Origin of the sequence: Thalassovita sp. (genome assembly GCF_963691685.1) — a bacterium.
GTDB lineage: Bacteria > Pseudomonadota > Alphaproteobacteria > Rhodobacterales > Rhodobacteraceae > Thalassobius.
In genome coordinates this window covers 1226825-1252834 of sequence record NZ_OY829290.1, presented here as the reverse complement: position 1 = coordinate 1252834, position 26010 = coordinate 1226825, and the positions used below count along the sequence as shown (strand labels likewise).

General features: G+C 58.9%; 23 protein-coding genes. 6 read left to right on the top strand and 17 right to left on the bottom strand.

Annotation, left to right across the window (positions count from 1 at the left end):
* Positions 1-10: 10 nt before the first annotated feature.
* Complete coding sequence (locus ACORLH_RS06115) at positions 11-502, bottom strand: Lrp/AsnC family transcriptional regulator (protein WP_321831734.1); 492 nt, start codon at positions 500-502, stop codon at positions 11-13.
* A gap of 185 nt (positions 503-687) precedes the next feature.
* On the opposite strand from ACORLH_RS06115, the gene ACORLH_RS06110 reads away from it, so the two are divergent.
* The 4 genes from ACORLH_RS06110 to ACORLH_RS06095 all read left to right on the top strand — a co-directional run bounded on the left by ACORLH_RS06110 (position 688) and on the right by ACORLH_RS06095 (position 5074).
* Positions 688-1872 (top strand): M24 family metallopeptidase, encoded by a 1185-nt coding sequence (locus tag ACORLH_RS06110; protein WP_321831733.1) that lies wholly within the window; start codon positions 688-690, stop codon positions 1870-1872.
* Positions 1869-3029 carry an acetylornithine deacetylase gene (argE, locus tag ACORLH_RS06105; protein WP_321831732.1) on the top strand — a complete coding sequence of 387 codons (1161 nt, stop codon included), beginning with the start codon at positions 1869-1871 and terminating at the stop codon, positions 3027-3029. Before ACORLH_RS06110 ends, argE begins: the two co-directional genes overlap by 4 nt.
* A gap of 4 nt (positions 3030-3033) precedes the next feature.
* The gene (locus ACORLH_RS06100; protein ID WP_321831731.1) at positions 3034-3699 is read left to right on the top strand and encodes a GntR family transcriptional regulator; all 666 of its coding nucleotides are present in this window, start codon (positions 3034-3036) and stop codon (positions 3697-3699) included.
* 292 nt (positions 3700-3991) lie between these two features.
* Complete coding sequence (locus ACORLH_RS06095; RefSeq protein ID WP_321831730.1) at positions 3992-5074, top strand: cytochrome P450; 1083 nt, start codon at positions 3992-3994, stop codon at positions 5072-5074.
* Between the two features lie 11 nt (positions 5075-5085).
* On the opposite strand, the gene ACORLH_RS06090 is transcribed toward ACORLH_RS06095, so the two are convergent.
* The 11 genes from ACORLH_RS06090 to ACORLH_RS06040 all read right to left on the bottom strand — a co-directional run bounded on the left by ACORLH_RS06090 (position 5086) and on the right by ACORLH_RS06040 (position 14252).
* Positions 5086-5454: a phosphate acetyltransferase gene (locus ACORLH_RS06090; protein WP_321831729.1), complete on the bottom strand. Its 369-nt coding sequence runs from the start codon at positions 5452-5454 to the stop codon at positions 5086-5088.
* Complete coding sequence (locus tag ACORLH_RS06085) at positions 5448-5804, bottom strand: MaoC family dehydratase (protein ID WP_321831728.1); 357 nt, start codon at positions 5802-5804, stop codon at positions 5448-5450. The genes ACORLH_RS06090 and ACORLH_RS06085 overlap by 7 nt, the downstream gene beginning before the upstream one ends.
* Complete coding sequence (locus ACORLH_RS06080; RefSeq protein ID WP_321831727.1) at positions 5797-7287, bottom strand: AMP-binding protein; 1491 nt, start codon at positions 7285-7287, stop codon at positions 5797-5799. Before ACORLH_RS06080 ends, ACORLH_RS06085 begins: the two co-directional genes overlap by 8 nt.
* Positions 7287-8060: an enoyl-CoA hydratase/isomerase family protein gene (locus tag ACORLH_RS06075; RefSeq protein WP_321831726.1), complete on the bottom strand. Its 774-nt coding sequence runs from the start codon at positions 8058-8060 to the stop codon at positions 7287-7289. The genes ACORLH_RS06080 and ACORLH_RS06075 overlap by 1 nt, the downstream gene beginning before the upstream one ends.
* On the bottom strand, positions 8057-8653 hold the full coding sequence (locus tag ACORLH_RS06070) for a TetR/AcrR family transcriptional regulator (RefSeq protein WP_321831725.1): 597 nt from the start codon (positions 8651-8653) through the stop codon (positions 8057-8059). Before ACORLH_RS06070 ends, ACORLH_RS06075 begins: the two co-directional genes overlap by 4 nt.
* Positions 8650-9435 (bottom strand): alpha/beta hydrolase, encoded by a 786-nt coding sequence (locus ACORLH_RS06065; RefSeq protein ID WP_321831724.1) that lies wholly within the window; start codon positions 9433-9435, stop codon positions 8650-8652. The genes ACORLH_RS06070 and ACORLH_RS06065 overlap by 4 nt, the downstream gene beginning before the upstream one ends.
* Positions 9432-10490 carry a branched-chain amino acid ABC transporter permease gene (locus tag ACORLH_RS06060; protein ID WP_321831723.1) on the bottom strand — a complete coding sequence of 353 codons (1059 nt, stop codon included), beginning with the start codon at positions 10488-10490 and terminating at the stop codon, positions 9432-9434. Before ACORLH_RS06060 ends, ACORLH_RS06065 begins: the two co-directional genes overlap by 4 nt.
* 1 nt (position 10491) lies before the next feature.
* A complete protein-coding gene (locus tag ACORLH_RS06055) occupies positions 10492-11523 on the bottom strand; it encodes a branched-chain amino acid ABC transporter permease (protein WP_321831722.1) in 1032 nt (343 codons plus the stop codon).
* Position 11524: 1 nt separating this feature from the next.
* Positions 11525-12247 carry an ABC transporter ATP-binding protein gene (locus ACORLH_RS06050; RefSeq protein ID WP_321831720.1) on the bottom strand — a complete coding sequence of 241 codons (723 nt, stop codon included), beginning with the start codon at positions 12245-12247 and terminating at the stop codon, positions 11525-11527.
* Positions 12240-13004, bottom strand: a complete 765-nt coding sequence (locus ACORLH_RS06045; protein WP_321831719.1) for an ABC transporter ATP-binding protein — start codon at positions 13002-13004, stop codon at positions 12240-12242. The genes ACORLH_RS06050 and ACORLH_RS06045 overlap by 8 nt, the downstream gene beginning before the upstream one ends.
* Positions 13005-13076: 72 nt before the next feature.
* Positions 13077-14252 (bottom strand): substrate-binding domain-containing protein, encoded by a 1176-nt coding sequence (locus ACORLH_RS06040; RefSeq protein WP_321831718.1) that lies wholly within the window; start codon positions 14250-14252, stop codon positions 13077-13079.
* 405 nt (positions 14253-14657) lie between these two features.
* On the opposite strand from ACORLH_RS06040, the gene ACORLH_RS06035 reads away from it, so the two are divergent.
* The gene (locus tag ACORLH_RS06035) at positions 14658-15407 is read left to right on the top strand and encodes a transporter substrate-binding domain-containing protein (protein ID WP_321831717.1); all 750 of its coding nucleotides are present in this window, start codon (positions 14658-14660) and stop codon (positions 15405-15407) included.
* A 17-nt stretch (positions 15408-15424) separates the two neighbouring features.
* Here ACORLH_RS06035 and ACORLH_RS06030 read toward each other — a convergent pair whose 3' ends face one another.
* The gene (locus ACORLH_RS06030; protein WP_321831716.1) at positions 15425-16978 is read right to left on the bottom strand and encodes a PAS domain-containing protein; all 1554 of its coding nucleotides are present in this window, start codon (positions 16976-16978) and stop codon (positions 15425-15427) included.
* A gap of 408 nt (positions 16979-17386) precedes the next feature.
* Here ACORLH_RS06030 and ACORLH_RS06025 point away from each other — a divergent pair, with 408 nt between their 5' ends.
* Positions 17387-18679 (top strand): PAS domain-containing protein, encoded by a 1293-nt coding sequence (locus ACORLH_RS06025; RefSeq protein ID WP_321831715.1) that lies wholly within the window; start codon positions 17387-17389, stop codon positions 18677-18679.
* Between the two features lie 113 nt (positions 18680-18792).
* Here ACORLH_RS06025 and ACORLH_RS06020 read toward each other — a convergent pair whose 3' ends face one another.
* The 4 genes from ACORLH_RS06020 to ACORLH_RS06005 form a co-directional block, all read right to left on the bottom strand.
* Entirely contained in the window at positions 18793-21510 is a 2718-nt protein-coding gene (locus tag ACORLH_RS06020) for an ATP-binding protein (RefSeq protein WP_321831714.1), read from the bottom strand.
* A gap of 123 nt (positions 21511-21633) precedes the next feature.
* Positions 21634-22401, bottom strand: coding sequence for a transporter substrate-binding domain-containing protein (locus ACORLH_RS06015; protein WP_321831712.1), 768 nt, complete (start codon positions 22399-22401; stop codon positions 21634-21636).
* A gap of 424 nt (positions 22402-22825) precedes the next feature.
* Positions 22826-23707, bottom strand: coding sequence for a DMT family transporter (locus ACORLH_RS06010; protein WP_321831710.1), 882 nt, complete (start codon positions 23705-23707; stop codon positions 22826-22828).
* On the bottom strand, positions 23691-26003 hold the full coding sequence (locus ACORLH_RS06005) for a PIG-L family deacetylase (RefSeq protein ID WP_321831708.1): 2313 nt from the start codon (positions 26001-26003) through the stop codon (positions 23691-23693). The genes ACORLH_RS06010 and ACORLH_RS06005 overlap by 17 nt, the downstream gene beginning before the upstream one ends.
* Positions 26004-26010: the final 7 nt, after the last annotated feature.

Sequence of the window (26010 nt, the reverse complement as noted above, 5' to 3'; positions counted from 1 at the left end):
AAATGCGCCGTCATTCCCCGCCTCGCGCAGAGGAAAGCAGCAGTTCCAGCGGCGGCAGCCCCTGCCCCTTGACCGGTTTCGTGACCACATAGGTGAAATAGCGCGCCAGACCGATCCGCGCCTCCAGCATGGTATCCATCAGCCGCTGATAGGCATCGATGTCCGGGGTCACGACCTGAAACAGATAGTCAAACCCGCCCCCCAGCGCCCAGGCGCCGGTGACCTCGTCATAGCGCTGCAGCGCCGCCTCAAAACTGCGGAAACTAGCGGCAGTATGATCCTGCAATTCCGCCACCACAAAAATGGTCACATGGGGGCCCAGCTTCTTGAGGTTGATACGCGCGCCGTAGCCTTCGATCAGGCCGGCCTGTTCCAGTTTTTTCAGGCGGTCCCAGCAGGGCGTGGGCGACAGGCCGATTCGATCCGCCAGAGCGGTTTTGGTGATGCGCCCTTCTTGGGTGAGCACCTGCAAAATTGCGATATCTCGGTCATCTAGCTGCATTTTCGGGTCCAAACTGGCCTACGGGCACCGGTGAATTTTCGGCTCCGCACCACCACTTGTATACAAGATGATTGACGCAAGCTCCACACCAACCGATTATCAGCACCAAATCGATGCCGAATCTAGAAATAACTGAATTTCACTCGGCAACACCACCCAATATGTACACAACAAGTGAGCCCTGCATGACACTCAAAGATCTGCCTTTCAGCCGCACCGAATATGACCGACGCATTGCCAAGACCCGCGCCGCGATGGTTGCGGCAGGTCTGGACCTGATCTTTGTCACCGATCCCTCCAATCAGGCCTGGCTGACCGGCTATGATGGCTGGTCTTTCTACGTGCATCAGGGTGTGTTGCTGGGCTTGGAAGGCGATCCGATTTGGTGGGGCCGCTATATGGACAGTGTGGGCGCCAATCGCACCTGCTGGATGGCGCCAAGCCATGTGCACGGCTATGGCGATGAATATGTGCAGTCCACCGAGCGCCATCCAATGCAGGACCTGGCCGGTCATATCAAGGCTCTCGGCGCTGAGGGCAAACGCATCGGCGTCGAGATGGAGAATTACTATTACTCGGCCAAGGCCCATGCGGTTCTGGTGGAGGAACTGCCGGGCGCAACCTTCTGTGACGCCACCGCCTTGGTGAACTGGCAGCGTCTGGTGAAATCCGGGGAGGAAATCAGCTTCATCCGCAAGGCGGCGCGGATCACCGATAAGGTCATCCATACAGCGCTTGAACGGGCCGAGCCGGGGCTGCGCAAGAACGATCTGGTGGCCGAGATTTACCATGCCGGCATCAAAGGGGTGGATGACATCTGGGGCGATTACCCCGCCATCGTGCCGCTGACGCCCTCGGGCCTGGATGCCACCGCCGCCCACCTGACCTGGAACGGGGCGCCGATGAAATCAGGGGAGGCCACCTTCTTTGAGCTTTCGGGCTGTTATCGCCGCTATCACGCCCCGCTCAGCCGTACGGTTTATCTTGGCACCCCACCGGTTGAGATGCTGGCGGCGGAGGCGGCGCAGCTTGAAGGCATTGCCGTCGGGTTGGAGGCCGCCAAGGCCGGCAACCGCACCTGCGATATCGCCAATGCCTTTATGGATGTGCTGGCGAAACATGGGATCGAACGCTCGGGACGGATGGGATATCCGATCGGCCTCAGCTACCCGCCCGATTGGGGTGAGCGCACGGCCTCCATCCGGACCGAAGACACCACCGTGCTGGAGCCGGGGATGACCTTCCACTTCATGCCAGCGCTCTGGATGGACAGCTGGGGGCTGGAAACAACCGAAACCATTCTGATCACCGAAGGCGGCGCTGCGGAGCCGCTCTGTTCAGTTGACCGCAAACTGTTTGTCAAACCATGACAACGCTTGCGCGCACCAAGGAGATTCTGGCCGATCTGATCGCTTTCCCTTCGGTTTCGGCGGACGAGAACCTTGATCTGATCGCCTATGCGGCCGGTCTGCTGGAAGAGGTCGGCGCCAAGGTTGACCATATCCTGTCCCCCTGCGGGACCAAGGCCAACCTCTTTGCCACTTTGGGGCCGGAACAGGACGGTGGCATCCTGCTGTCGGGCCATTCCGACGTTGTGCCGGTCAGCGATCAGCAGTGGCAGACCGATCCGTTCGAAATGGTCGAACGGGACGGCCGGCTTTACGGGCGCGGCACCTGCGATATGAAGGGCTTTATCGCCGCCACCCTGGCCATGGCGCCGCTATTTGCACGGCGGGTGGCCGACAGGCCGGTGCATTTCGCCTTCACCTATGATGAGGAAATCGGCTGTTTCGGGGCGCAGCATCTGGGGCAGGTTCTGGCAGACCGCGGCCTCACCCCCGGCATCGCCATCATCGGTGAGCCGACAGAAATGCGGATCATTGAGGGACACAAGGGCTGCTATGAGTACAGCACCCATTTTCACGGGCTTGCCGGCCATGGCTCCCTGCCGGATCAGGGCGTCAACGCGGTGGAATACGCCAGCCGCTATGTGGCCAAAATCCTGGAACTGAAGGATCGGTTGCGCGCGATGGCGCCAGAAACCAGCCGATTTGACCCGCCCTGGACAACCATCAATGTCGGCGCGCTGAACGGTGGGGTGGCCAATAACGTGATCCCCTCCACCGCCCGCATCGATTGGGAAATGCGCCCGGTGCAGACCAGCGACGCGGATTTTGTGAAATCAGAACTGCAACGCTATTGCGATGACACGCTGCAGCCTGCGATGCGTGCCGTACATCCCGACGCCCGGATCGATCTGGAGGTGATCGCCGAAGTGGCCGGGCTAACCCCCACGGACGATAACGAAGCCAAACGGATCGTCGCCGAGCTGACAGGGGCCAATGGCGCAGATCTGGTTGCGTTTGGCACCGAGGCGGGTATCTTCCAAGCATTGGGAACAGATGTGATTGTATGCGGCCCCGGCTCCATTGAGCAGGCGCATAAGGCAGATGAATATCTGGCGTTGGACCAGCTTCAGCACTGCCTGTCCATGTTGGAAAAACTGGGGCATCGATTAGGGAACTGAGGGAATGGCAGAAACCGGCGCGCGTGACAGGCATGAGGCGATCCATCATGAGCTCCGCCGGCGTATCTGCCTGCTGGACTACCCGCCGGGCATGAAACTGTCTGAGACGGAGCTGGCCGAAGACTTCGGCGTTTCCCGCACCCCGCTGCGCCGGGCGCTGGCCCGGTTGGAAGACGAAGGGCTGCTGCAGTCCCAACACGGTGTGGGCACCTTTGTGACCGATGCCAGCCTTGCCGAACTGGAACAGGTCTACCAACTCCGGCTGGAGCTGGTGGAGCTGACCGGCCGTCTGGACCCGATCCCGGCTGACGCGGCCTATCGCGCCCGCTTTGATGCGCTGTTGCAGCGCAGTGCAGACATTGTTGATAGCGGCACTGCACGTGTCTTTACCGAGTTTGACATTGAGGTATTCCAGACCCTGTTGGAGCTGATCGGCAATCAGCCCCTGCGGCAGGTGCAGGAACGGCTCTATTATCAAACCAAACGGATCTGGCTGACCTTGGCGATGCAGGCCAAACTGGACCTGCAGGAAGAGTTCCGCATTTTCCATCATGAACTCGAAGCAATCTCACTTGCGCTGGATGCACAGGATCCGGCCGCTTTGGCGCAGTTGCAACGGGCCCATATCTCGATGAGCTTCAAACGCTTGCAGCAGGCCAGTCCCGGCTAGGGTTACCGCCTTCCCGGTTACGCCCAAAAGCGCGACTCAAAAAAACACGACTCTAAGATGAATTTTTCTACACTTTTGTGAAAATGCCGTTAAGTTGCGCGCATTCAACTTTTCCGTGGGTTCCCGACCGGCATTTATACGTCGTTTCAGGGGGCTGAATTTGGCCAAAACGTATTTCAACGATGACAAAGGTTTACCTGATGCGCAGCAGCTGTGCTTTGCCAAACGCACACACGCCAAGTTCACATGACACACCGTCCCCCTCGGTGCCGGGCATCGGGTGGTGACTCCAATGCACAACCTCCAGCCTAATCCATCTGCCGCCCTACCGGTGACCCATCTCACCGAAGAGGCGATCACCGCGATGAGCGTGCCGCAACTGCTGCGCCTGCGTCAGGACACGCCCATTCTGCGCTGCGGCAGCAACGCCCTGCTGCTGACCGGCCATCGTGAGGTGAAAGAGGCTTTGGAACATCCGGACCTCATTTGCACGCCCCCGCGGCAGCAGGGCGTTGCGCAATCGCCAGAACTCGCCAACCTCTACGACCGCCTGACCAATACCAAAGCCGCCATTGAACAGACCGTCCTGCAAGAGGCCCATCTGCACTGCCTGCACGAGCATAACACGCTGCTGCCGCAGATCGCCTCAGACATCATTCGACAACAGAACCCACCGCAGTCGTCACTGGATTATGCCGCGCTGATTGATCGCTTTGTCTTTGCTGCGCTGTGTCAATTTACAGGGCTGCCCGCCAGCGAGGCACCGCGATATCAGGCAATGCTGGAGGGGCTGACCATCGCCGAGCAGACCGGCGATCAGGTGACCGTTGAAAGCGTGGCGATGTTCCATGCTGATCTGCAAGACTGGGCCGCCGCCACGATGCCTGAACAGCAAGGCCTGTTGGCCGCCCTGCAACATCGCAAACTGACACCGGAACAGGCGGCCGATTGTGCGCTGGGTGTTTTTGTGACTGGCATTCAATTCACCGCAGCGGCGCTCAAACATCTGGTGGCCACGCTGGGCGCAACCCCATCGCTGGCGCAACAGCTAAACAATGACAGCAGCACCTTGATCCAAGAGATTTTGCGCCTGACGCCACCACAGCCCATGCTGAAACGTGCCGCTGCCAGATCGATCACGCTGTGTGGTGTTGAGGTCGAAGCCGATACAGCGGTTTTCCTGTCCCTCGCCGCAGCAAACCGCGATCCCAAGGTGTTTTCGCAGCCAGATCAGCTGCGGTCACGCGGCGCATCCTCAGGTTCTTTGACCTTCCACGACGGGACGCATCGCTGCGCCAGCGCGCTGTTGTCGTTCAACATGATCTCAGCCTTGCTGACCCAGCTGTCCGCCGAACTGACGCGGGCGCCACAGTAAGTTAGCAAACGCTAGGCGGCAAAAGCGCCCTGCACGTCCTTGGCCTTTACCAAACTGCGCCCTTCGCAGATCACCGTGCCATCCGGCGCCGTACAGCTAGCCCAAAGATCAACCAGATGTTTGTCGGCCCTGAGGCGAGTGATCTCCACCCGCGCCGTCAGGGGTGTCGCCAGAGGTGCGGGCGCTTTGAACGCCAGTTCCTGCTTTAGGTAGTTGGTGCCGGATCCCGGCAGTTTGACGCCCAACAAGTAAGAAAACAGACCCGCGATCAGGGGCTCAGGCACACTGTCGCCCACCGCCCCGCTGAGGCGTTGATAGGCCTGCAGGTCTGCGGCGCTATAGCTGCGGGTGACTTCGGCAAACTGTCCAAGGCTCAACATGTGATTTCGGCCTCCCCGACCAGACAGTCCGCCCCATCGGCCACGCGGGTCACCCGCATGGTCAACTGGCCCGGGCTGGTTTCCACGATGCGCAGATCCAGTGCCTCCCCAGTGAAGGCCGGATTTGGAAACATCATCGATTGGCTGACCTGCCTGAGGCTTGCATCATGGCGTTTCAGCATGCCCCACAGCTTGCTGTAGATCAGCATGCCATGGCTGACGGTGCGCCCAAATGTAGTAGCGGCGCAAAAATCCGGATCGACATGGATTGCGTTGTCATCACCGGATACGGCGGCGAAGGCATCAAACTCCGCCTGGCTTGGCACCCAGACCTCTTGCAGATCAAGCATCCTCAAACTCCTGTCTCAGATCGGGTTTGCAGACCTTGCCCGCCGCTGTGCGCGGGAAGTCTTTGACGATCCGCACATGGGCCGGCACCTTATATCCGGCCAAGCGTTCACGGGCCCAGGGGCGCAGGGTCTCAGCCTGCAGTGTGGCGCCGGGGCGCAGCAGCACAAAGGCCGCGCCGACCTCACCCCATTTGGCATCGGGCACGCCGATCACTGCGGTTTCCAAAATGGCCGGGTGGCTGTTCAACACCCGCTCCACCTCCGCCGGGTAGACGTTTTCACCACCCGAGATGAACATGTCTTTGATCCGGTCAACGATGTAATAGTACCCATCCGCATCCCGCCGCGCGACATCACCGGTGGCCAGCCAGCCATCCTTGGTAAAGGTCTTGTCGGTTGCCTCTGGGTTCTGGAAATAGCCGGGGGTGATACCGGGACCGCGCAGCTGCAACTCCCCCGCCCCTTCAGCGCCGTCGTCGACACCGGCCAGTCGCACCTCGGCCAGGCTTTGGGGTTTGCCGACCGATCCGATCTTATCCGCCGCATGTCCCGGATCCATCAGGAAGACTGTGGGGCCACTTTCTGTCATGCCCATGCCGTTCAGCACATAAGCACCTTTTTCAGCAAAAAAGTGGATCAGTGGTTCGGGCAGTGGCGCGCCACCGCAGCCACATTTGATCGAGTGCCAGTCAATGTCATCCACAGTCTCCATCAGCGAAAGCGCCTGATAGATCGCGGGCACACCGAAGAACTGGTTGATCCGTCCTGAGGCCAGCAATGCCTGCACCTCATCGGGTTCAAACTTGGCCAGAATGGTCGAAAGCCCCCCGGTCAGGAAGATCGGCAAGGTGTAAAGGTTGATACCAGCGGTATGAAACAGCGGCAGGAAACACGCCGCCCGGTCGGTGGCGGCAATATCGATCGCCTGACCGATGTTGACCGCATTGGCCCAAGCCATCCGCGCCGTCTGGATCACCGCCTTTGGCATTCCCGTTGTGCCGGAGGTGAACAGCAGATACCAGGGCCGCTCCGCCGGGATTGCGGCGCTGAGGGTCGGCCCGCCTGCTGCGATCCAGCCGGTCAGATCCTGTTCGATGGACAGGAGCGGAGTTTCGGTAGCCGAGGCCACAGCCTGCGCCACATCTGTGAAGGCAGCATCGGCCAGGAACAGCGAGATCCCGACATCGGTCACAACCTCGGTCAGCTCAGGCGCGGGCAGACGCCAGTTCAACGGGCAGAGGATCAGGCCGGTCTTCTGGCAGGCAAAGAGTGCTACGAAAAATTCAGCCCGGTTCTGGCACAGGATCGCCACCCGATCACCTTCGACCAGCCCCCGTGCGGTCAGGCCAGCGGCGACCGCATCTGCAGCCGCATTGAACTTGGCAAAACTCCAGCTGAGGCCGGTTGTAGTGTCCTCAAAAGCCAGTGCATCTGGCGTCAACTCGGCCCGTTTTGCGGCCATGTCAGGTATCAGATCAAACATCATTCTGTCCCGGTTGGGTTCAGGAAATCATTCATGCGCGCCAGCACCTCTGGCCGCCCGATCAATTGCACAAAGGCCTCAGTTTCCGCACTCAAGGCCGCACGCACACGGGCCACACGGTCCGCCGTCCACAACAGGCGTTTGCTGGCCAGGGTCGTGCCGGTTTCCACATTTTCCAGCAATTGCAGCGCTTGCGCCTCGGGTTCGCCCGAAACCGCCTGTGCAAGGCCCATCTGCAGTAAATCCGGCGCCTTTTGACGACTATTGGCGATCAACCAGCCCCGCGCCGGGCCCAGCCCGATCAATTCAGGCAGGGTGGCCGTCCAGCCGCCATCCGGCGCGTAGCCCATGATGCCATAATAGGGCTGCACAAAGGCGTCTGGCGCCGCGGTCACCAGATCAGAGGCAAAAACCAAACCTGCCGAGCCGCCGGTCGCAGCACCGCGCACAGCGCTTGCGATCAACACTGGTGCTTCGATCATCCGCAGGACCAGATCCTGCAGCTGGGGCACCACATCACGCGCGTAAGCCTCCGCCCGATCCTGATGCGCGGCGCCGTAGAAACCCGCCACATCCCCACCTGAGGAGAAGTTGCGCCCCGAAGTGATCAGCGACTTGGACGCGCCGGATTTCTCCAAATGGTCAAAGGCATGGTGCAGATCCGTCAGGAACGCAGGCACAAGGGAATTGGCCCGTGGCGCGTGAAGGCTGATGTGAAAACACTCTTCGCCGCTGGGCAGTTCGGTCAGGTCACAGGTCAGCCGATCGGTCATGGGGCCAACCCGTTGCAGATGAAGCTATGCGCCTCTTCAACCACGCGATCGATGTCGACGTTGTCTTCCCACATCACGAAACGCTCCCCAAGGGTTTTGGCCAGCCCCATCAGCGCCCACGCCCGCACCTCGGCATCGCCGGCTGAAATCTCACCCTTCTCCGCCGCCTGTTGCAGCTGGTCACTATAGGCTTTGCCAAACTCGGTGTAGTATTCGCGGTAGGCCTCGGGATCGACGAAACGCGCCTCTTCCACGATGCGGTATTGCATGGGCCGGTCGCGCACGACCGTCAGATAGGCGGCAAGGCCGGCACGCTCTGCCTCCAACCGGTTGGCGGCCCCTGCGACCCGCTCGGCAGCTTGCGAACGTGTCGCGTGCCCCATGTCCTGCACAAGTTCCCGGAACACTTCGTCTTTGCCAGAGAAGTAGATGTAGAAGGTGCCCGACGCAGTGTCGGCCGCCCGGGTGATATCCGCGATGGAGGCGGCCACGAACCCCTTTTCCCCAATCACCTGTTCTGCCGCGGCAAGGATCTTGGCCCGGCGTTCCAGCCCGCGTTTGGTTTTGGGTTTGGCGGTGGTTTGAATGGTCATGTCTGGCCTTCTTGCTCGGGGATGTGGCTTACCCACCCTTGTGCCGCAACAAAGCGGCAAATGGCATCACAAAAGACCTCGGGCTGTTCCAGATGTGGCGAATGGCCTGACTGGGCAAACCGCGCCACCTGTGCCTGTGGTGCCTCAGCAGCGATCCACTGCGCCACGTCTTCACGGTAAAGTCGACTGTCCGCGCCGGTGCATACCAGATAGGGCACATAGATGTCGGCAATCGTGTCGCGCACATCCATCGCCACCAGATCATCCCAGACAGGGCGCAGGTGACGCGGATCCTGCGCCAGCAACATCTCCTCAATGGCCTCTCTGCTGGGCCGCGGGTCAGAGGTGCGGGCGTACATGGTGCGGGCGATGCTGCCGCTCATGCGGGGCCATTCCGGTATGATCTTATCCGAGGTGGCAAGGATCGCCTCAGCCCCGCTGGCAATCATACCCATGTCCCAATCATTGGCGGGCAACATGCGCGGGCTCATATCGATGGTGACCAAACCGCGGATCCCCGCCGTGCCCCTGCGCGCAATGCTGCGCCAGGCGACACCTGCCCCCATCGACCAGCCAATAACCAGCGGGCGATCCAACCGCGAGATCCAGTCACAGGCCAGATCCACGCAGGCCTCCAGCCCGCCGGGCTGATCGGCGCGGCTGCCGTGCCCGGGTAAATCCGGCGCGTGACAGTCAAAGCCCGGCCCAAGGCGCCGTGTCACCTCCTCAAAAAGGTCCCCGCGCATCGCCCAGCCATGCAGGAAAAGGACAGGCAGGCTCATGAAGTGCCCCGCTTACGCAGGCGGCCAACGATGCCGGTGGGGAAGAAATAGACCGACAGGATGAACAGGATGCCCAGCCACATCAGCCAGCGGTCCGGCTCCAACAGATCAGGCAGCAGCGGCAGCCCATGGGTCGCCTCTGAGGCCACGCCCATCAGGTTCTGCAGATAGGTCTGCGCCATGATGAACAGCACCGCCCCAATCACCGCGCCATACATCGTGCCCATGCCGCCAATCACCACCATCAACAGGATGTCCAACATGATCTCAAAGCTCAGCGTGGTGTCCGGACCCACATAGCGCAGCCAGATTGCAAACAGGCTACCCGCCAGCGCTGCCGTGGCTGCCGACAGGCATGTGGCCACAGTGCGGTACCAGACCACGCGATAGCCGATCGCTTCGGCGCGGAAGTCATTTTCGCGGATCGCCTGCAGCACCCGACCAAAGGGTGAATTGACGATACGCAGCAGGATCAGGAACAGGGCCAGCGAGGCAAAGAAGATCAGATAGTAATTCAGGATCTTGCCGCTGATCTTGGTGCCCAGAAACTCCCCCATGCGATTGGCGGAGGTCAGAACCCGCGGGATCTTATAGGTCAGCCCATCCTCCCCCCCGGTAAGGCCGGAGAATTGCGACACAAGCACCGCCACGGCTGAGGCCACCGCAAGGGTGATCATCGCAAAGAAGATCGCCCGCACCCGCAAGGAAAACAGGCCGATCAGCAGGGCAAGAACAACAGCCGCCAGAGCCCCGGCAATGGATCCCAGCAGCAGGGCATCAAAGCCGCGCCCCATATGGGTCGAGGCCAGCGCCACGCCATAAGCGCCAAGCCCGAAGAACATGGTATGGGCAAAGCTGACGATGCCGCCATAGCCCAGCAGCAGATCATAGCTGGCCACCAGAACGATGAAGATGCAAATCCGCGCCGCCGTGTCCAAGGGACGCACGCCGTCAAAGATGAACGGGGCACCTGCAAGGCAGACAAGGATCAGCAGCAAAATGGGGGTCAGAATACGCGAACGTGGCTGGTCGCCGGACAGAAGTTTGACGATCATCTTATTTCGCTTTCACAACAGGCAGCATCCCCTGCGGGCGCCACATCAGAATTGCGGTCATCAGCGCGATGTTGGACACCAGCGCCAGTTTCGGTTCCAGAAAGGCCACGTAGTTCTGCGTCAGCCCGACCAGCAGCGCACCGATGAAGGCACCCTCAACCGATCCCAGCCCACCGATGATGGCCACGATAAAGACCAGCACCATCATCTTTTCGCCCATGCCGGCAGTGATCACCTCCTGGTAGAGGCCCCACATGACTCCGCCCAGACCTGCAAGAGCAGATCCAGCGATGAAAACCCCGACGAAGACCAGCCGCAGCCGATAGCCCAGCGCCTCGACCATCGGGCCGTTTTCCACGCCCGCACGCACGATCAGGCCAATTTTTGTACGGCGCAGAACCATGCGCATGGCGACAAACAGGATCAGACCGATGGCCACGGCCAGCAGGCGGTATTTCTCCATCGCAGCACCGGCAAAGGTGATGGCGCCTTTCAGGGTTTCGGGGCGGTTGATGAAAATCTCATCTGGGCCCCAGACCACATGGATCAGCTGTTCAATCACGATCAGCCCGCCGACCGTTACAAGGATCTGTTTCAAGTGTGCGCCATAAACGGGTTTCACGATCACCCGCTCAAACCCCCAGCCCATCACACCAGTGACCGCCATGGCCGCAACCACAGCAAGGAAGACTGCGGACATGTTCAGCAGCAGTGACCCCGCCCCCGTCCAATCGCCCAAGGCGATCAGAACCGAGATGCCAACAAAGGCACCGACCGAGACAAAGGCGCCATGGCCAAAGTTGATAACGTCCATCAGGCCGAAGACCAGCGTCAGGCCAGAGGCCATGATGAAGATCATCATGCCCATCGCCAGACCGGACACTGTCAGTGTCAGCCAGGATGAAGGCGCGCCAATGGCAAGGAACCCTAACACCACGAGGATCGGGATCAGCAGAACCGGCATCGCCTTGTCCAACCGCTCCCCCAAACTGAGGGTTGCGAACGTTGGTTTATGATCAGGAGCAGCAGTCATCTTAATGTGCCTCCATGCTGAGACCCATCAGCCGTTCCTGCAGGTCTTTGCTTGTTGCCAATTCTTCCATCTCACCGGTCCAGATCACCTTGCCGTCATCCATCACTGCCGCGTTGTCGCCCAAGGCCTTTGCGACCGAGAAGTTCTGTTCGACCAGCAGGATTGATGCGCCCTGCTCTTTCAGTTCGCGCAACGCCCCCGCCATGGTGGAAACGATGGCAGGCGCCAGGCCCTTGGTCGGCTCATCAATGAGGTAAAGCTTGCGGTCTTCGGCCAATGCGCGGGCAATCGACAGCATCTGTTTCTGCCCGCCTGACAGGTTACCTGCCTCAGCCTCCCAAAAAGTGGCGAGCGCGGGAAAGGCGCTGAGCAGCCAGTCCTTGCGTTCCGGCTTCAACGGGCCAGAGATGCAGCCCAGCGCCATGTTTTCTGCAACGGTCAGGTCGCTGAAGATCCCCATATCTTCGGGGACAAAGCCAATGCCAGCCCGCGCCCGGGCCGAGGTGGCCATCTGGGTGATGTCGGCCCCATCAAATTGGATCTGGCCAGATTTGGCCGCCCATTGCCCCATAATGGTCTTGAGCGTGGTGGTTTTACCCACGCCATTGCGCCCCAAAAGCATGGTCACCTGACCACGCGGGACGACAAGGTCCACGCCTTGCAGAATGTGATATTGCGCGATGTCTGTGTAGACCGCGTTCAGTGACAAGATCGGGTCAGACATGATCGAGCTCCTTGCCCATATAGGCCTCTTGCACCACATCTGAGGCCATCACCGTTTCCGGATCGCCATCCGCCGCCAAGGCGCCGTTGTGCAAAACGATAATCCGATCCGCCAGGGTGCGGATCACGTCCATCTTATGTTCGACCAACAGCACGGTGCGTTCCCGATCCGCCTTGATTTCGGCAATCAGGTCCAAAATGACCGGCGCTTCGTCCACGCTCATACCGGCGGTGGGTTCATCGAACATGTAAACCATCGGGTCGAGGCCCAGCAGCAGCGCCACTTCCAGCTTGCGCTGATCGCCGTGCGACAGTTCTGAGACCAGTTGATCCTTCTGATGGTCCAGCCGCACCCGTTCCAGAATGGCCATCGCGGCCACAGTCAGTTCTGTGTGGCTGTCCGCCATGGAAAACAGACCAAAGCCTTTGTGCTGGCGGGACTGGATCACCAGACGCACGTTTTCCAGAACCGAAAGGCTGGGAAACAGGTTGGTCAGCTGAAACGCCCGCCCCAACCCGCGACGGCAGCGATCTGCGACGCCAAGGCGCGTGATATCCTCACCCATCAGCTTAACCGTGCCCGCGCTGGCGGGGATCTGGCCGGAAATCAGGTTGAAGTAAGTGGTCTTGCCCGCGCCGTTAGGACCGACGATCGCGGTCAACTCACCTGCGTGAAAGCTGCAGGAGACCGCATCAACGGCCACGTGACCGCCAAAACGCACGGTCAGCGCCTGTGTTTCTAGAAGTGTCTGGGTCATCTCTCTCGTCCCGAACCCCGTGGCGCAAGGGGAAAGCCGCGCCACGGGGAGGGTTGCTAAGCCGGGGTCGGCTTATTTGTTGCGGACCGGAATGGCCATTTCATCCATGCCGATTTCACGAACCAGAACCGGTACACCGTAGTCCTTGCCCTCCTGCACCTCAGTGCGGAAATGGTACATGGTCTGCATGGCCTGATGGTCTTCGGCGCGGAATTGCATCTGACCCTTCGGGGTTTCCCAGGTCATGCCTTCCATAGCGGCGATCAGCGCGTCGGTGTCTTCGGCGCCACCGGCTTTTTTGATGGCTTCAACAATCGCCATGCCAGAGGCCATACCGCCTGCGGTGAAGAAATCCGGCGGGCTGTCAAAGCGTTCGAAATGGGTGTTCACCAGCCATTCGTTCACCGGGTTCTGCGGGATTTCATAGTAGTAGTAGGTTGCGCCTTCCATGCCGGGCAGCTCTTTATAGGCTTTCAGCGCCGCCAGAATGTTGCCGCCGGTGGCAATCTCAACACCGAAACGCTCAGGCTCCATCGCGTTGATTTTGCTCATCGGATTGCCGCCACCGGCCCAGATGATGAACAGTTTCTTTTCACCCTCGATGTCGCCCATCTTGGTAAAGATACGCTCAGCCGCTGCGGTGAAATCTGTCGTGTCGGTCGGCACGTATTCTTCATGCGCGATTTCCGCACCTGTGGCTTCCAGCGCTTCCTTGAACGCGGCAACACCGTCCCGGCCAAAGGCATAGTCCTGCGCCAGGGTGGCGATGGTCACACCTTCACCGCCCAGCGCAACCGCATTGGCAATCGCATCCTGGGATGAGTTGCGCCCGGTGCGGAAGATATAGGGGTTCCAGTTGGCGCCGGTGATCGAGTCCGCCACCGCAGGCTCCACGATCAGAACTCGCTCATATTCTTCGGCCACCGGCAGCATCGCCAGCGCCACGCCCGAGCTGACCGGCCCGATCGCGATATGAGCATCATCATCGCCGTAAGCCTCTTCCAGCTGGGCGCGACCGATGTCGGGTTTCAGCTGGGTGTCTTTTTCGATCACAACGATTTTCTCGCCGTCAATCTCCATGGTGCCGCCAGTGGCATACTCCAGCCCCAGCATCAGACCATTGTGAGATTGGGCCGCATAGGCCTCAAACGGGCCGGTTTTGCCGTAGACATGGGCAATCCGGATTTCAGCAGTTGCCGCAGTGGCCATCAAGGCCCCCACAGCCGTCAACGCAACAGCGCGCAGCATGGTTTTTCCTCCCTAGGATGTTCCTCGCAAAACATGAAATATGAATCATGATTCATGTCAACGAATAATTTGACCTCTTTCGGGGTAGTCTAGCCGCTGAGGGTCGCGCCGAACGGCTAACCAGAAAGCATTTTCAGACACTTATCGCCTTACTGACTGCGACCAGATCCTGAGCGTATGTCAGGCCGAAAAATCCAAGAAACACCTTATGCATGTACCGCCCTTCACCCGCAGACGTGCCACCGTCCCCCTCTGCGCCATGCGGTCTGCCCCACCGTTCACGTTTCGGTTTTCCCAAAATTCCTGCGTTGGAGCGAGGGGCAATCCTGTGGCAAGATAGGCGTAATGCGCCGCCCGACATGTGGCTCGTCCCGCAACCTTGATGACGAAGGAGCGACCGTCCAAATGCTCAAACAGATGGTTTTTCAGTCAGCCCTTTTAGGCGCTCTCACCCTTGCCGGTCAAAGCGTGGCGGATCCGGTCCGCTTTTCCACAATCGACTACGCGCCCTATGCCTTAACAGGGGATGCGCTGGGGCGGGACGGGCTGATCGTTGACATCGTGAGCGCAACCGCCGAACAGGCCCGGCTGGAGCACATCAATTCCGTTCTGCCAATTTCGCGCGTGATCAAAAACCTGGCCTCAGGCGTGGCGGACTGCGGCGTGTTCCTGCAGACAGGCCCCAGCAAGGCCGCCTATGAACAAGTGGCAAAGATCTATGACCGCTTCGATACCGTGATTGTGGCCCGCGCCGGTTTGACGCTGACCTCCGTCGATGACCTGAAAGGCAGCCGGCTGGCCATTCCGCGCGGCAGTTTTGAAGGCTCGTCCATTCTGGAAGACCCTGAGATTAAGATTGTCCTGACCAATGATGTGGCGCAAAGCGTGGCGCTGCTGGTCGCTGGCCGGGTGGATGCCGTTTCAGGCACTGAATTGAGCATCCTTTATGAGCTGTCGCTGCTGGAAACCGGGCGGGACGTGCTGGGTGAGGTCTTCACCTATGAGCGGCAGGAGATGTGGCTGCAATGCGCCAAGGATCAATTGCCTGAGATCGAGGTTGAGGGCCTGCGCCAAGCCGCCAATGCCCTGCGTGAAGGCGGTGCTTATGCCGATATCATGCGGGCCTACACGGAACCGAATGCGGTGACCCAATAGCGAAGGGGCTGACCCCGCTATGCCGATGGCCCATCAACCTGCGCAGGCCGGAAGGACAGGATAGCCAATGCGCCGTGATCAACGTGGAAATGACTGGAAACCTGAACATGGCAGGTGAACTCCACCCCATCCCGGCGCTGGCACTGCACCAGACCACCCCAGTCTTTTTCGGCCTTGATTACACTGGCTAGGTTTTGGATCTGACCATCCCTGGCCTCAGCGGTTTTGACCGACAGCAACAACAGCGGCTGGCCCTGCAGCTTGCTGGCACTGTGCAGAAACAGCCGCTCGAACGCAGGGTTCACCGTCAGGATGGAGGTATCTGCCAATCTGACTGTGCAAATCCCATCCTCCAACGCGTTCAAGATTTCGTTCTGCAGGCTATAATCCCCCGCATGGTTTTGCAGCATGGAGATATCGACAATGCTCATGGTGCGCACCTGCATCGAGTTGCCGGTCGGGGGCAGCGGGATGGTGATGATCGCCGGGAATTGCCTGTTGTCCTGCGACCGCAACGATGTCTCTTCAGCAAAAGACCCCTGCCCTTGCCAAACCGCGATCAGCAGATCACTCAGAAAGTTCCGCATCTCCTCAGCCAGAATACCGCCCAGGGTCTGCACGTAGTCACTGCTGCGGTTTGTTGTGAACATCCGCAATGTCGCGTTGTTTACCGAGGACACGCGGATTTTCACAATCAGCTCTGAAATCAGCTTGGGATGCTGTTCCAGATGTTCAGCAAGGTTTGTCACCCCATCCCTGCGCAGCTGTTGCAACAGCAGGTCAACCGCGGAAAAATCCACCAGCCACTGTGAAATGTCACTGGTTTCAAACAGGGCGCTGTGTTTCTGTTCCTCCGCGCTCAACTGCCTTTCGGTCAGGGAACGGCGCTGCGTTTCCAGATTATAGGCCAGGGCCAGCGCCCCCAGTTCATCACCGCGGTTGCGGCGCGGCACTGACAGGGTTTCAGCCCCCGCCCCAATGGCGCGCGCCATGTCCCGCAGGGGCCGGGTGACCAGCCGGAAAAACAGGTAGGTCAGCAGGATCGCCAGAACGAGGTTGCGCAACAGACCAAACCCCAGAACAAGCGCTGAGCGCTGCAGGAAAGCGCGGGCAAGCACATTGGTATCCACCACCACATTGATTTGACCGGCCACGAAAGCACTGGTGCCGTCTGTCAGGATTGACTGAAACGCCCGCGACTGACCAAAGGTGGCCTCGACCAGCCAGGGAAACCGGCTGGGGGATTGCGGTTGGCGCTTGAGGCTCATCACATCGCCGTAGCTGTCGATGATGGATGCTTCAATCACAGCCGGCTGCAGCATCAGCCCATCAACCACCCGCTCCGCCAGCTCTTCATCCAGACCGAACGCCGCTTGAAAGGCTGCATCCTCAAAGGCGGCCAGACTGCGGGCGTAGGTGGCATCGATGTTTTTGACCTCACGCCGCAAATCCGTCGCGATCTGCAGAAAGCTAAAGGTCAGCCCCAGAAGAAGGCCCGCGAAAACTGCGATCTGCGCTTGCCGGAAGGCCAGGCTTGCCCTCAGGCCAAGTGCGTTCGCTTTGGGGGTCATGCGCAACTTCGCTCAGCTCCTGAAATTCATCCTAGCAGAGCATCACCGGCCCCCTGCCCTGTCAAGCAACAGCGGTGCCATTTCACGGAAAGGTTTGCACTCATTCTCTATAGGGCTGAACGCGCGGCGACGGCTGCGCGGCAGAGGCGTAATTTGGACGCCGCCCCTCCCGTCGCGACGTGACAGGCCCAGCCAAAATCTGAGGTTGAGGTCGGTCAAAACGACGCACTTAGGTTGTTAACACGGTCAACTAGGAAATTCTGCCTAAAGACCCGCAAAAGGCCGACGTTACAGACCTGCGGCTTGATCAAATGTTTGGTGTCCCCGACCCCATCTGCCGGGCATTTGTAACAAACGCTGGTCTCGACCCCGCTTCCGCAAGCAGATGGAATACGTAGGGATTATGCAATGAACATGCAGCCGAAAGGAAATTTTGAAGTCGATGAAGATCTGGAGCTTCCGTTACCCGTCGTAAGCACCGACGAAGAAGAAGCCTATGGTATTGAAGAGCTTTTTTTCTCGCGCACGGATGAGCGCGGCGTCATTCAATCCTATAATGACACCTTTGAACGCATCGCCGGTTTTACCCCGGGTGAGCTGATGGGTGCGCCGCACAAGCTGGTGCGGCATGGCGATGTTCCCAAAGCCGTATTTTGGCTGCTGTGGAACGGCCTGAAGGCGGGCGTCCCGGTTGGCGCCTATGTGAAAAACCGCACCAAGAGCGGCAAATACTACTGGGTTTACGCGGTTGCCTCGCCCATCACCGACGGCTTCCTCTCAGTTCGGATGAAACCCTCCAGCCCGCTGTTTGCGCAGGTTCAAAAGCTTTATCAGGCTGCCCTGCGCGATGAGCAGGAGCTGGGGCTTTCCGCAGAAGACAGCGCGCACCGCTTGCTGGAACAGCTTCAGAGCCTTGGGTTCCCAACCTATGCGATGTTCCAGTCGCATGCCTTCTACACCGAGTTTGAGGCCCGCCGTGACGCGCTGGACCTTGCCAAAGATCCGGTCCTGACCAGCGTTGATGTGATCACCTCCAACACCGCAATTTTCCAGCGTGAACTGGCCCTGTTGGCGCGGAAATTTGACCATGCTGTCCTATTGATCACCAATATGGAGATCGTCGCCAACAAACAGCAGGTTGGCCAATCGGTACTGCGCGCCATTGCCCAGAACTACAGCATGAAAATGCGCGGCATCGAAGGCCATCTGGCCAATGTACGTGTGCACGAAGAGCTGGATGGCATCTGGGGCGTGTCGCGCGATCAGAACACCTATTTCCTGCTCTGTGCGGCGCATCTGATGGAAGACATGACGGCCCAGTTTGACGATCAGGCCCGTCAGGTCGAAGATGCCTCAATGGACCTCGACACCGGTTTCCTGCATGATCTTCTGAATAGCTACAAAGACCAGTCCCTGACTGCGGTTGGTCAAAGTGTTGAGGCCGCACTGAAGATCAAAAGCGGCACCGAATACCTGCGCGAGTTGATCCTGGCACTGTCCAACATCCGCATTGCCTGCCGGGTTGAAATGGCCCGACTGGCCAATGCCGTCAGCGGGCTGGAGGAAATCCTGACCAGTCTGGAAACCTTCCACCGCGATGTTGACGCCCATCTGGACACGATCCTGACCGCAGCGGATGAGATTGTGAAAGGGGTCAACCAGTCCATGAACGACCCGGCGCAGACCAGCCAAGCGGCTTAAACGCTTCTGCGAACATGAAAAATCGGAAGCTGGCGAAAGGCCCCGTTCGCCAGCCTCTCTAAGCACTCTGTTTTGGTGCTGTTCATTTTACCCAAACAGACAGCTCCCACGGATTACGTTTCCAACTGCTCCTTGGCGTAGTCTTCCACGAAATCCAGAACGGCGATGAAGCCCTGCTCGACCGGCTCGATAAATTCCTGCCCATCAAACACCTCATCACCATTGGCGCGCTGTTCGATGCCGTCGCAAAGGTCCCCGAAGGCAAGGGCCCCGACAGATCGCATGGAGGATTTGAACTTATGCGCCAGAAACCCTGCGGTTTTTCGGTCGTTGGCTTCCAGGGCTTCTTGCAGTTTGGGAATTTCGGGTCCAGTTTCTGCAATCAGTTTTTGCAGCGTATCGGCAATAAACGTCTTGTCCTCATAGCCCAGCAACGCTGTCAAAACAGATGGGTCAACGGCGGCAGGTTCTGGTTGCTGCGGCTCCTGGCCCGTCTCGCCCTTCCTGCCGCCAGAGGTCACATCATCCTTTGGCCGAATGATCGTCAGCGCCTCCCCCAATTGCTTGAGCGTGGTGGGCTTTGACAGGTAACGATCCATCCCGGCAGCCAAACACCTTTCGGCCTCGCCCCCCATGGCGTTTGCGGTGATCGCAACAATCGTTGAGCGTGAGCGGCCTTCGCTTTCCTCAATCGCCCGCATCTTCTGGGTCATCTCAAAGCCGTCCATCTCTGGCATGTTGCAATCTGTCAGCACCAGTTTGAACTTTTCAGTCCGCCATTTTTCCAACCCTTCCAGCCCGTTCTTTGCGATTTCAGGCTGGAACCCCAGCGAGCTGAGTTGCCGGTAGATGACGTCGATATTGATCTCATTATCCTCAACAAGAAGGATTTTGCGATCCTCCTCATCCTCAGACTGCACGGCCGTGGGTTCTGGCAACGCCTCTTCTTGATCCGCGACAAGGCTGGCGCGCCCGGTCAGCAGCGCGATGCCCCTCACCAGTTCGGAGGGGAGCAGCGGGTAGCGTTGCACCATGAAACAGTTGGGCAATCTGCAAAGGCTGGCCTCTTCAATGTCTGCGATGAACCACAGGATTTTGACATCGGGGTAATGCTCAGACAGGCTGTCGCGCAGGCGCTCATTTTCCTCAGCGGTTTCAAGCGACAATAGAACAATGAATTCACTATCCGCGTTTGCAATCAGCCCCTTAAGCTCAGCCTCGGTCTCCGCAAACAGCATTTCCGATCGCTGAAACTCAACGTAGGACGCCAGCGTCGGCCTGTTGATCCCCTCATCCACAAAGGCAAATACCTGCAACCCAGAAACGTCGACCTCTTCCTCAACACCGCTGGTTTCGACAAATGGCAGGGTCACCTCAAACACGCTGCCTTGGCCAAGCACACTGTCGACCTGAATGGCGCCATCCATCAGTGCGATCAAATCGCTGGTGATCACCAGCCCCAACCCGGTTCCGCCGTAGCGCCGGGTGATCGACTCTTCGCCTTGCGTAAATGGCTGGAACAGATTGGCGATAGCATGGTCTGTCATGCCAATACCGTCGTCCATTACGGTGACCTTTATCCGGTTTTCCGGCGTCAGATCGGTCAGCAACCGCACGCGGCCTGGTTGCTGCCCCTCCTCGCGGCTGGAGAATTTCAGCGCGTTGTTCATCAGGTTCATGAACACCTGACGCAGGCGCACTGGATCGGCGAGGATGTAATGCGGGATCAACGGGTCCAAACGGAAAGAAATCCGGACGTTCAGACCTTTGGCGATGGGTCGCAGCGTATCGACAACCTCTTCCAGCAGCGTGTGGACATTCACCGGCACGGCCTCAAGCGTGACTTTACCAGCCTCAATCTTGGACAGGTCGAGGATGTCATCAATGATCCGCAACAGCGACATCGACGACTTGCGAATGGTGGTGACCATCCGCAGTTGTTCTGGCTGCAACTCCGTATGCGCCAGCACTTCGGCCATCCCGATGACACCGTTCATTGGTGTGCGGATTTCATGGGACATATTGGCAAGGAATAGCGATTTGGCGTGGCTAGCGGCCTCTGCCTTGCGGGCGGTTCCCAACAGAGCTTGCGTTCGCTCAGCAACCCGTCTTTCGAGAACCTCAAGGGTTTTGTTTTTCTCACGCTGATAGCTCGCGATGGATGAGGCAAGGATGTCCAGCTCATCATGTTTATCGTTGAGCCCGTTTTCGCCATTGGCGCTTGGCGTGACTGCCGTCTCAAAGCCCTCAACACTTCTGGAGATCTGTTCAATACGTTTCGTCAGAACGACGTAAAAGGCCGCCATCAGTGCAACCGCCAAAAACAGGCTGCGGATCATACCAAACAGCAGGATGAGCCCGATGCGATTGAAAAAACTAGCGAAGGCAAGATAGGGGTCGACCCAGATCGTCAGGGTTCCAACCGGATCCGCCCGGTCGTCCAGATACAGATCGTGGGCATAAACCGAGGGGCTGTCGTCAGACAAGAAACCAAACACATGGCGGTTTTGTGCTGTGCCATCAGAGGTGTCCCGTCTGGCCAGGATATCGCCAAAATCGGTTTTGATCTCCGCAGTGACGATCGCATCATATTCGAACAGACCGGAAACAACCCTCTCAGCCAGGGGCGTCTCAAACCCAAAGGCCGCCTGCGCAGCAGTATCATGCACCGCGCTCATCAGCTGCGACACAGTGGCATCAACCTGTTCTTTTTCGTTCCGGAAATCCAACCAGATCTGCAAGCCACTCATCAGCAGACCAAGGAAAAAGGCAAGGATCACCGCCAACCGCGCCTGTTTGAAAGAAATACGATTGGTAATCCGAACGGTCATTCTTGCCCCGGTACGTCGTTGTCTTTTCTATTCATCGCCGCCCCGTTTTGAGCCAGAACCCAGTTTTGAGCCTGAGCATGGTCACTTTTGGATCTCATATGGTGCGGAAAGGTTCTGAGCATGTCATTTCTGCATGCTGGATACGCCGTGGAACTCCAGTATCTCCTCCAGCGTTCCGTCTGCGCGCATGTCGGCCAGGGCTTCATTGAAGCGGGTCCTCAGTTCGGGATGATCAGGACGCGCCATGGTGAAGGCAACATGCAGCGGATTTTCCTGCAGCGCAGTTTCAGAATATTGCAGGCTGCCCACCGCATCGGGGAAGTCCGCAGCAACCACATACCGCGCCGAGGTTTCTTCGGCGACGATGACGTTGATACGGCCCAGGATCAGCTTGCGCAGGCTCTGGGTCAGCGTTTGGGATTCTTCGCGTTCAAAGAAGTCGGCCTTTTGGAAACTCTCCGGGTAGCCATAGCCCGCTGTCACCCCAACAGTTTCGCCTTTCAGATCCTCAAGCGAACTGAAGGTAAAATCATAGTCAGACCGGTGGATCACAACAACGCGGCTGGACAGGATGGCGTCACTAAAGGCCAATTCGGTTTGGCGTTCAGGCGTGGCCCAAATGGCCGAGATCACATCGTATCTGCCATCCACTGTTCCCGCATAGGCCCGTTTCCAGGGCACCACGGCCACGGCCACCTCATACCCTGCACGGGTCAGTGTCTGGAGGGTGACATCGGTGATAATCCCACCTTTGGGCAGGGACTCGCCCTTGAACGGTGGCCAATAGCCGTTCGTTAAAATCAGAGGATCATTTGCCTCCGCTGCCGAAGAGAATGGAAATAGTGTCGCCGCCAGAAGCGCGACGGTTTTCAAAATCGATTTTGTAGTCAATTGGCCCTCCGATTTTGCATCTCCCGCAGTCTGTTCCACCTCATGACATCGACACTCCACAGGCTGTAGGAAGATACCACACAGAACCCTTAGAGTTCTATATTTCAATATTTAAGGGGAAACTCACCGTATTATTCTTGGTCCTTTTTCTTCAGCTTACACCATAAGCCCGCTTTGTTAAACAAATCCGGGATCGGGTAGACCTTCGCATTTTTCAAGCAAACCGCCACCCCGTCGCGCGCATCATTTGGGGCTATCGGCACTGGCTGCATCACCTAATTGGCAACGAACGTAACGCGCAGAACTTTAGCCATAAATCAAACATTTGCCGCGACAGGCCGTCGGCTGTGGGTTTGTTTTAACCGTGTCGCCATCAATGCGAGATCCTGGACACAGGGGGAGTGATGCGGCACGCCAATCCCTTTCATCTTGCACTGAACGTGGTCCAGATCGCCGCGCCGACAATCAACATGGCCCCTGCGCAGAACATCAAGGTGGGCACCTCATCAAACACCACGATGCCAACGGTCGTCGTGAACACCAGGCTGAGGTAGGCAAGGATCGACAGAAACCCGGCTTCGGCTTTGTAATGTGCCTTCAGGAAACAAAACTGCGCGACCTGTGCGGCAACGCCAATCGTCAGAAGTGGCAACAGGTGATCAGGGGCGATTGTGACCCATTGCGCAAGGGCGAAGGGGGCGCTGAACAGGGTCAGTCCCAGCGTGTAAAACGTCATCATCACCACCACCGGTGTCCCCGCCAGCCGCCGCGTTACGATGATCGCCATTGTCCCGCAGAGAACGGTCAGAAACGCGGCGGGGATCCCGCTGGACCAGACAAGGGTGCCGGGCTGCAGCGCAAGCAGCACCCCCAAGAACGCAACGCCGGCTGCGGCCCAGCGTTTGTTCGAAACGGTTTCTTTCAGCAGCAGCCACGCCAATACCATGGTCAGGATCGGACGGGTAAATCCGATGGCCGTGACCAAAGCAAATGGCAGGCGCGACAAAGCGTAGAAGCTGGAAAACAACGCCATGGTCGAAAACAGAATCCGTGCCATATGCAGGCGCAGATCCGTCAGGCCAATAAACTCCATGCGCCGTTGCAGCAGCCAGGGCAGCATCAGGATAAATCCGACGCAGGCGCGCAGGAACACAAGCTGCACCGCTGGATAGTCCGGCCCCAACCACTTCACGATGCTCAATGCGCAGATGTTGAACGTCATATCGGCGATCAGCCAGGCGCCACCGGCAAGGTTATGAACCTCTGGCGCCCCGTTTGGTGGGAGGGGATCAACCGCGCGGGGCAACGAGGTTTGCCATAAGGCGGAAGGCACCGGGCACGCCTTTGGCCATCTGGTGGTGCAGGATCAGCGCGCAATGGGTGTGACGCCCCTTGCCAATATCCGCCACCAACAGCGCGCCCTGCAGTGGTGCTTCGTCCGGGTCGGCCATTTCCAACAGTGGTGTGTAGGCCGCATCCCAGGATTTGGCGAAATAAAGCCCACGCTCTTTTTTCCAGCCCTGCCACTCGGCAGGTCCAATGTCATTGGGCTGCGACAGTAGTGCATGTTCGGCCAGATGTGTCACCACCGCCGCCTCATTGGTGACGCGCCAGCGCAGTGACGGCTGGCCGATCTCCATCGGTTTCGGCGGCGTTCTATCGGGCTGCCAGTTATCCCAGGGGCGATGGTAAAGCGTCACAAGATTACCGCCGTTTTCGACCCAGTGATGCAGCTGCGGTGTGATCGCAGCCAGCGCGGGCCGAAATTTAAAGGCGAAGATGCCAACGACCAGGGTGTCAAACTGCGCAAGCCGGGTAGAGCTGGCCAAATCATCGTCCTGCAGGGCCACAACATCCAGCCCCATGGTGGCCAGCCAATGATCCACCTCATCATTGCCGCCGCCAATATAGCCGATACGCGCTTTGGGCAGGTCCGCCTCAATCACCTGCAATTGGATAACCGCATCCTGCGCCAAGACGCGCGACGCAACGTGATCATACTGGGTGGTCACCACCTGCTGGGCCACCTGATCCCCGACCAGAACGGGAATAGAATAGGACCCTGTCGTGGCATCCGCAGGCAGGTGGATATCAAACCCAGTTTCTGTGGGCTCAGACGTCCAGCCATGTGGCAGTTGCAGGGTGGCCTGCCCGCCTTTTGGAGTTACGACACGCAGGGCCACTGCGACCCTGCGCCGGTCTGATTTCAAGTTCACCACATCGCCGCTGGGGCTTAGGTCCACCACAACGGTGGACAAAGACAAAGGCGGGCTTTCAAAGGGCACGGCGGTGGTGCTGGTCACGCCATGTGTGGTCACCGCAACCTCAACACAAGGGGCGGCGGGACTGTCCGGCAGATAGCACCACGGGTAAGGCTGGCTGGGCTCGGCGCTTTCATTGCGCAGCTCTGTCTTGTCTGCGATCCACCCGGCGGCCGTCTCAATTCGCGTGCTCACTTCTGTGGCCGCCCCCTGCCGCGTTGCGATGTGAACATCGGTGCGCTCACCGGGTGCAAGACTGTCCTGGGCAAGGCGCGCCTCGACCTGAACGCCCGCGGCCAAGCGTATGACACGTGAGACTTGGGTGATTTTCCGATCAATGCGGTGCTGATCCTCCGGCGCCACCTTTGCGGCCTGCAACAAGGCAAGTGCTGCACTGGCTTCTTTCGTAACCGCCGCAAAATCGGGAAAGGCCGCGCGGGCGGCATCAAGGTGGTCCTGAATAGCGCCAAACCCAAGATCCCGCAGCGTCTGCGGCAAGCCCGAGGTGATCGTTTCATCCGGCCCCGCAACACGGGATTTGGCCAGATGCAATGGCCAGTTCCGCTCTGCCCCGATGTCTATCCAGCTCCCCATGCCCTGCGTCTTATGAAACGCGCGCGACTGCTGGCCGATGCGTTCAAAGCTGGCTCCGCTGATCGGATCGATTCCGTCTGCCTGAATGGTCAGGGTCGCTGGCGGTGGGGGCAGATCATCGTCATAAGCCTGCCCTGCCCCAGACCACGCGGGCAGATAAAGTTTCTTCACCGCCCACGGTGCGTGCCCGCCGGTGTCAAACTCCGGATCAGCGGCAAGATCCATCATCAGATGCGCCGCCTCGGTCATGGCGCGGTGATGGCCATGCTGGCCAGGGATATCCAGAAAGGTCGGGCAGATGATGTCAGGCCGTTCGATCCGCAACACGCGGGCAAAGCGGCGCAGGGTGCGGGCCTTGCCCCATTTTTCCAAGGTCTCCACCCCGGATTTGGAAAACCCAAAGTCGGTCACCGGGTCGTCCCAATGCGACGACAGCCAATACATCCGCATATTCAGGATATCACAGGCGCGTTCCATTTCTGCGGTCCGCAGCATTCCAAGCGCCGGGCCACTTTCCAGCCCAATATCATTCTGCCCACCCTCACCACGTGTGGAGCAGCAATAGCTCAGGTCCAAACCATCGCGCAGCCCAAGTGCGGTCAGCATCGCAGAGGTCTCATCATCCGGATGCGCGCCCGTGTTCATGAAGGACACCACGCTTTGCAGCGGCGCCAAGGCCTGCCACAGCATCAAGATCCGCGGGGTCAGGCGGTCCTGCAGGATGCGCGATTGATCGGACAAGGGCATATCAATT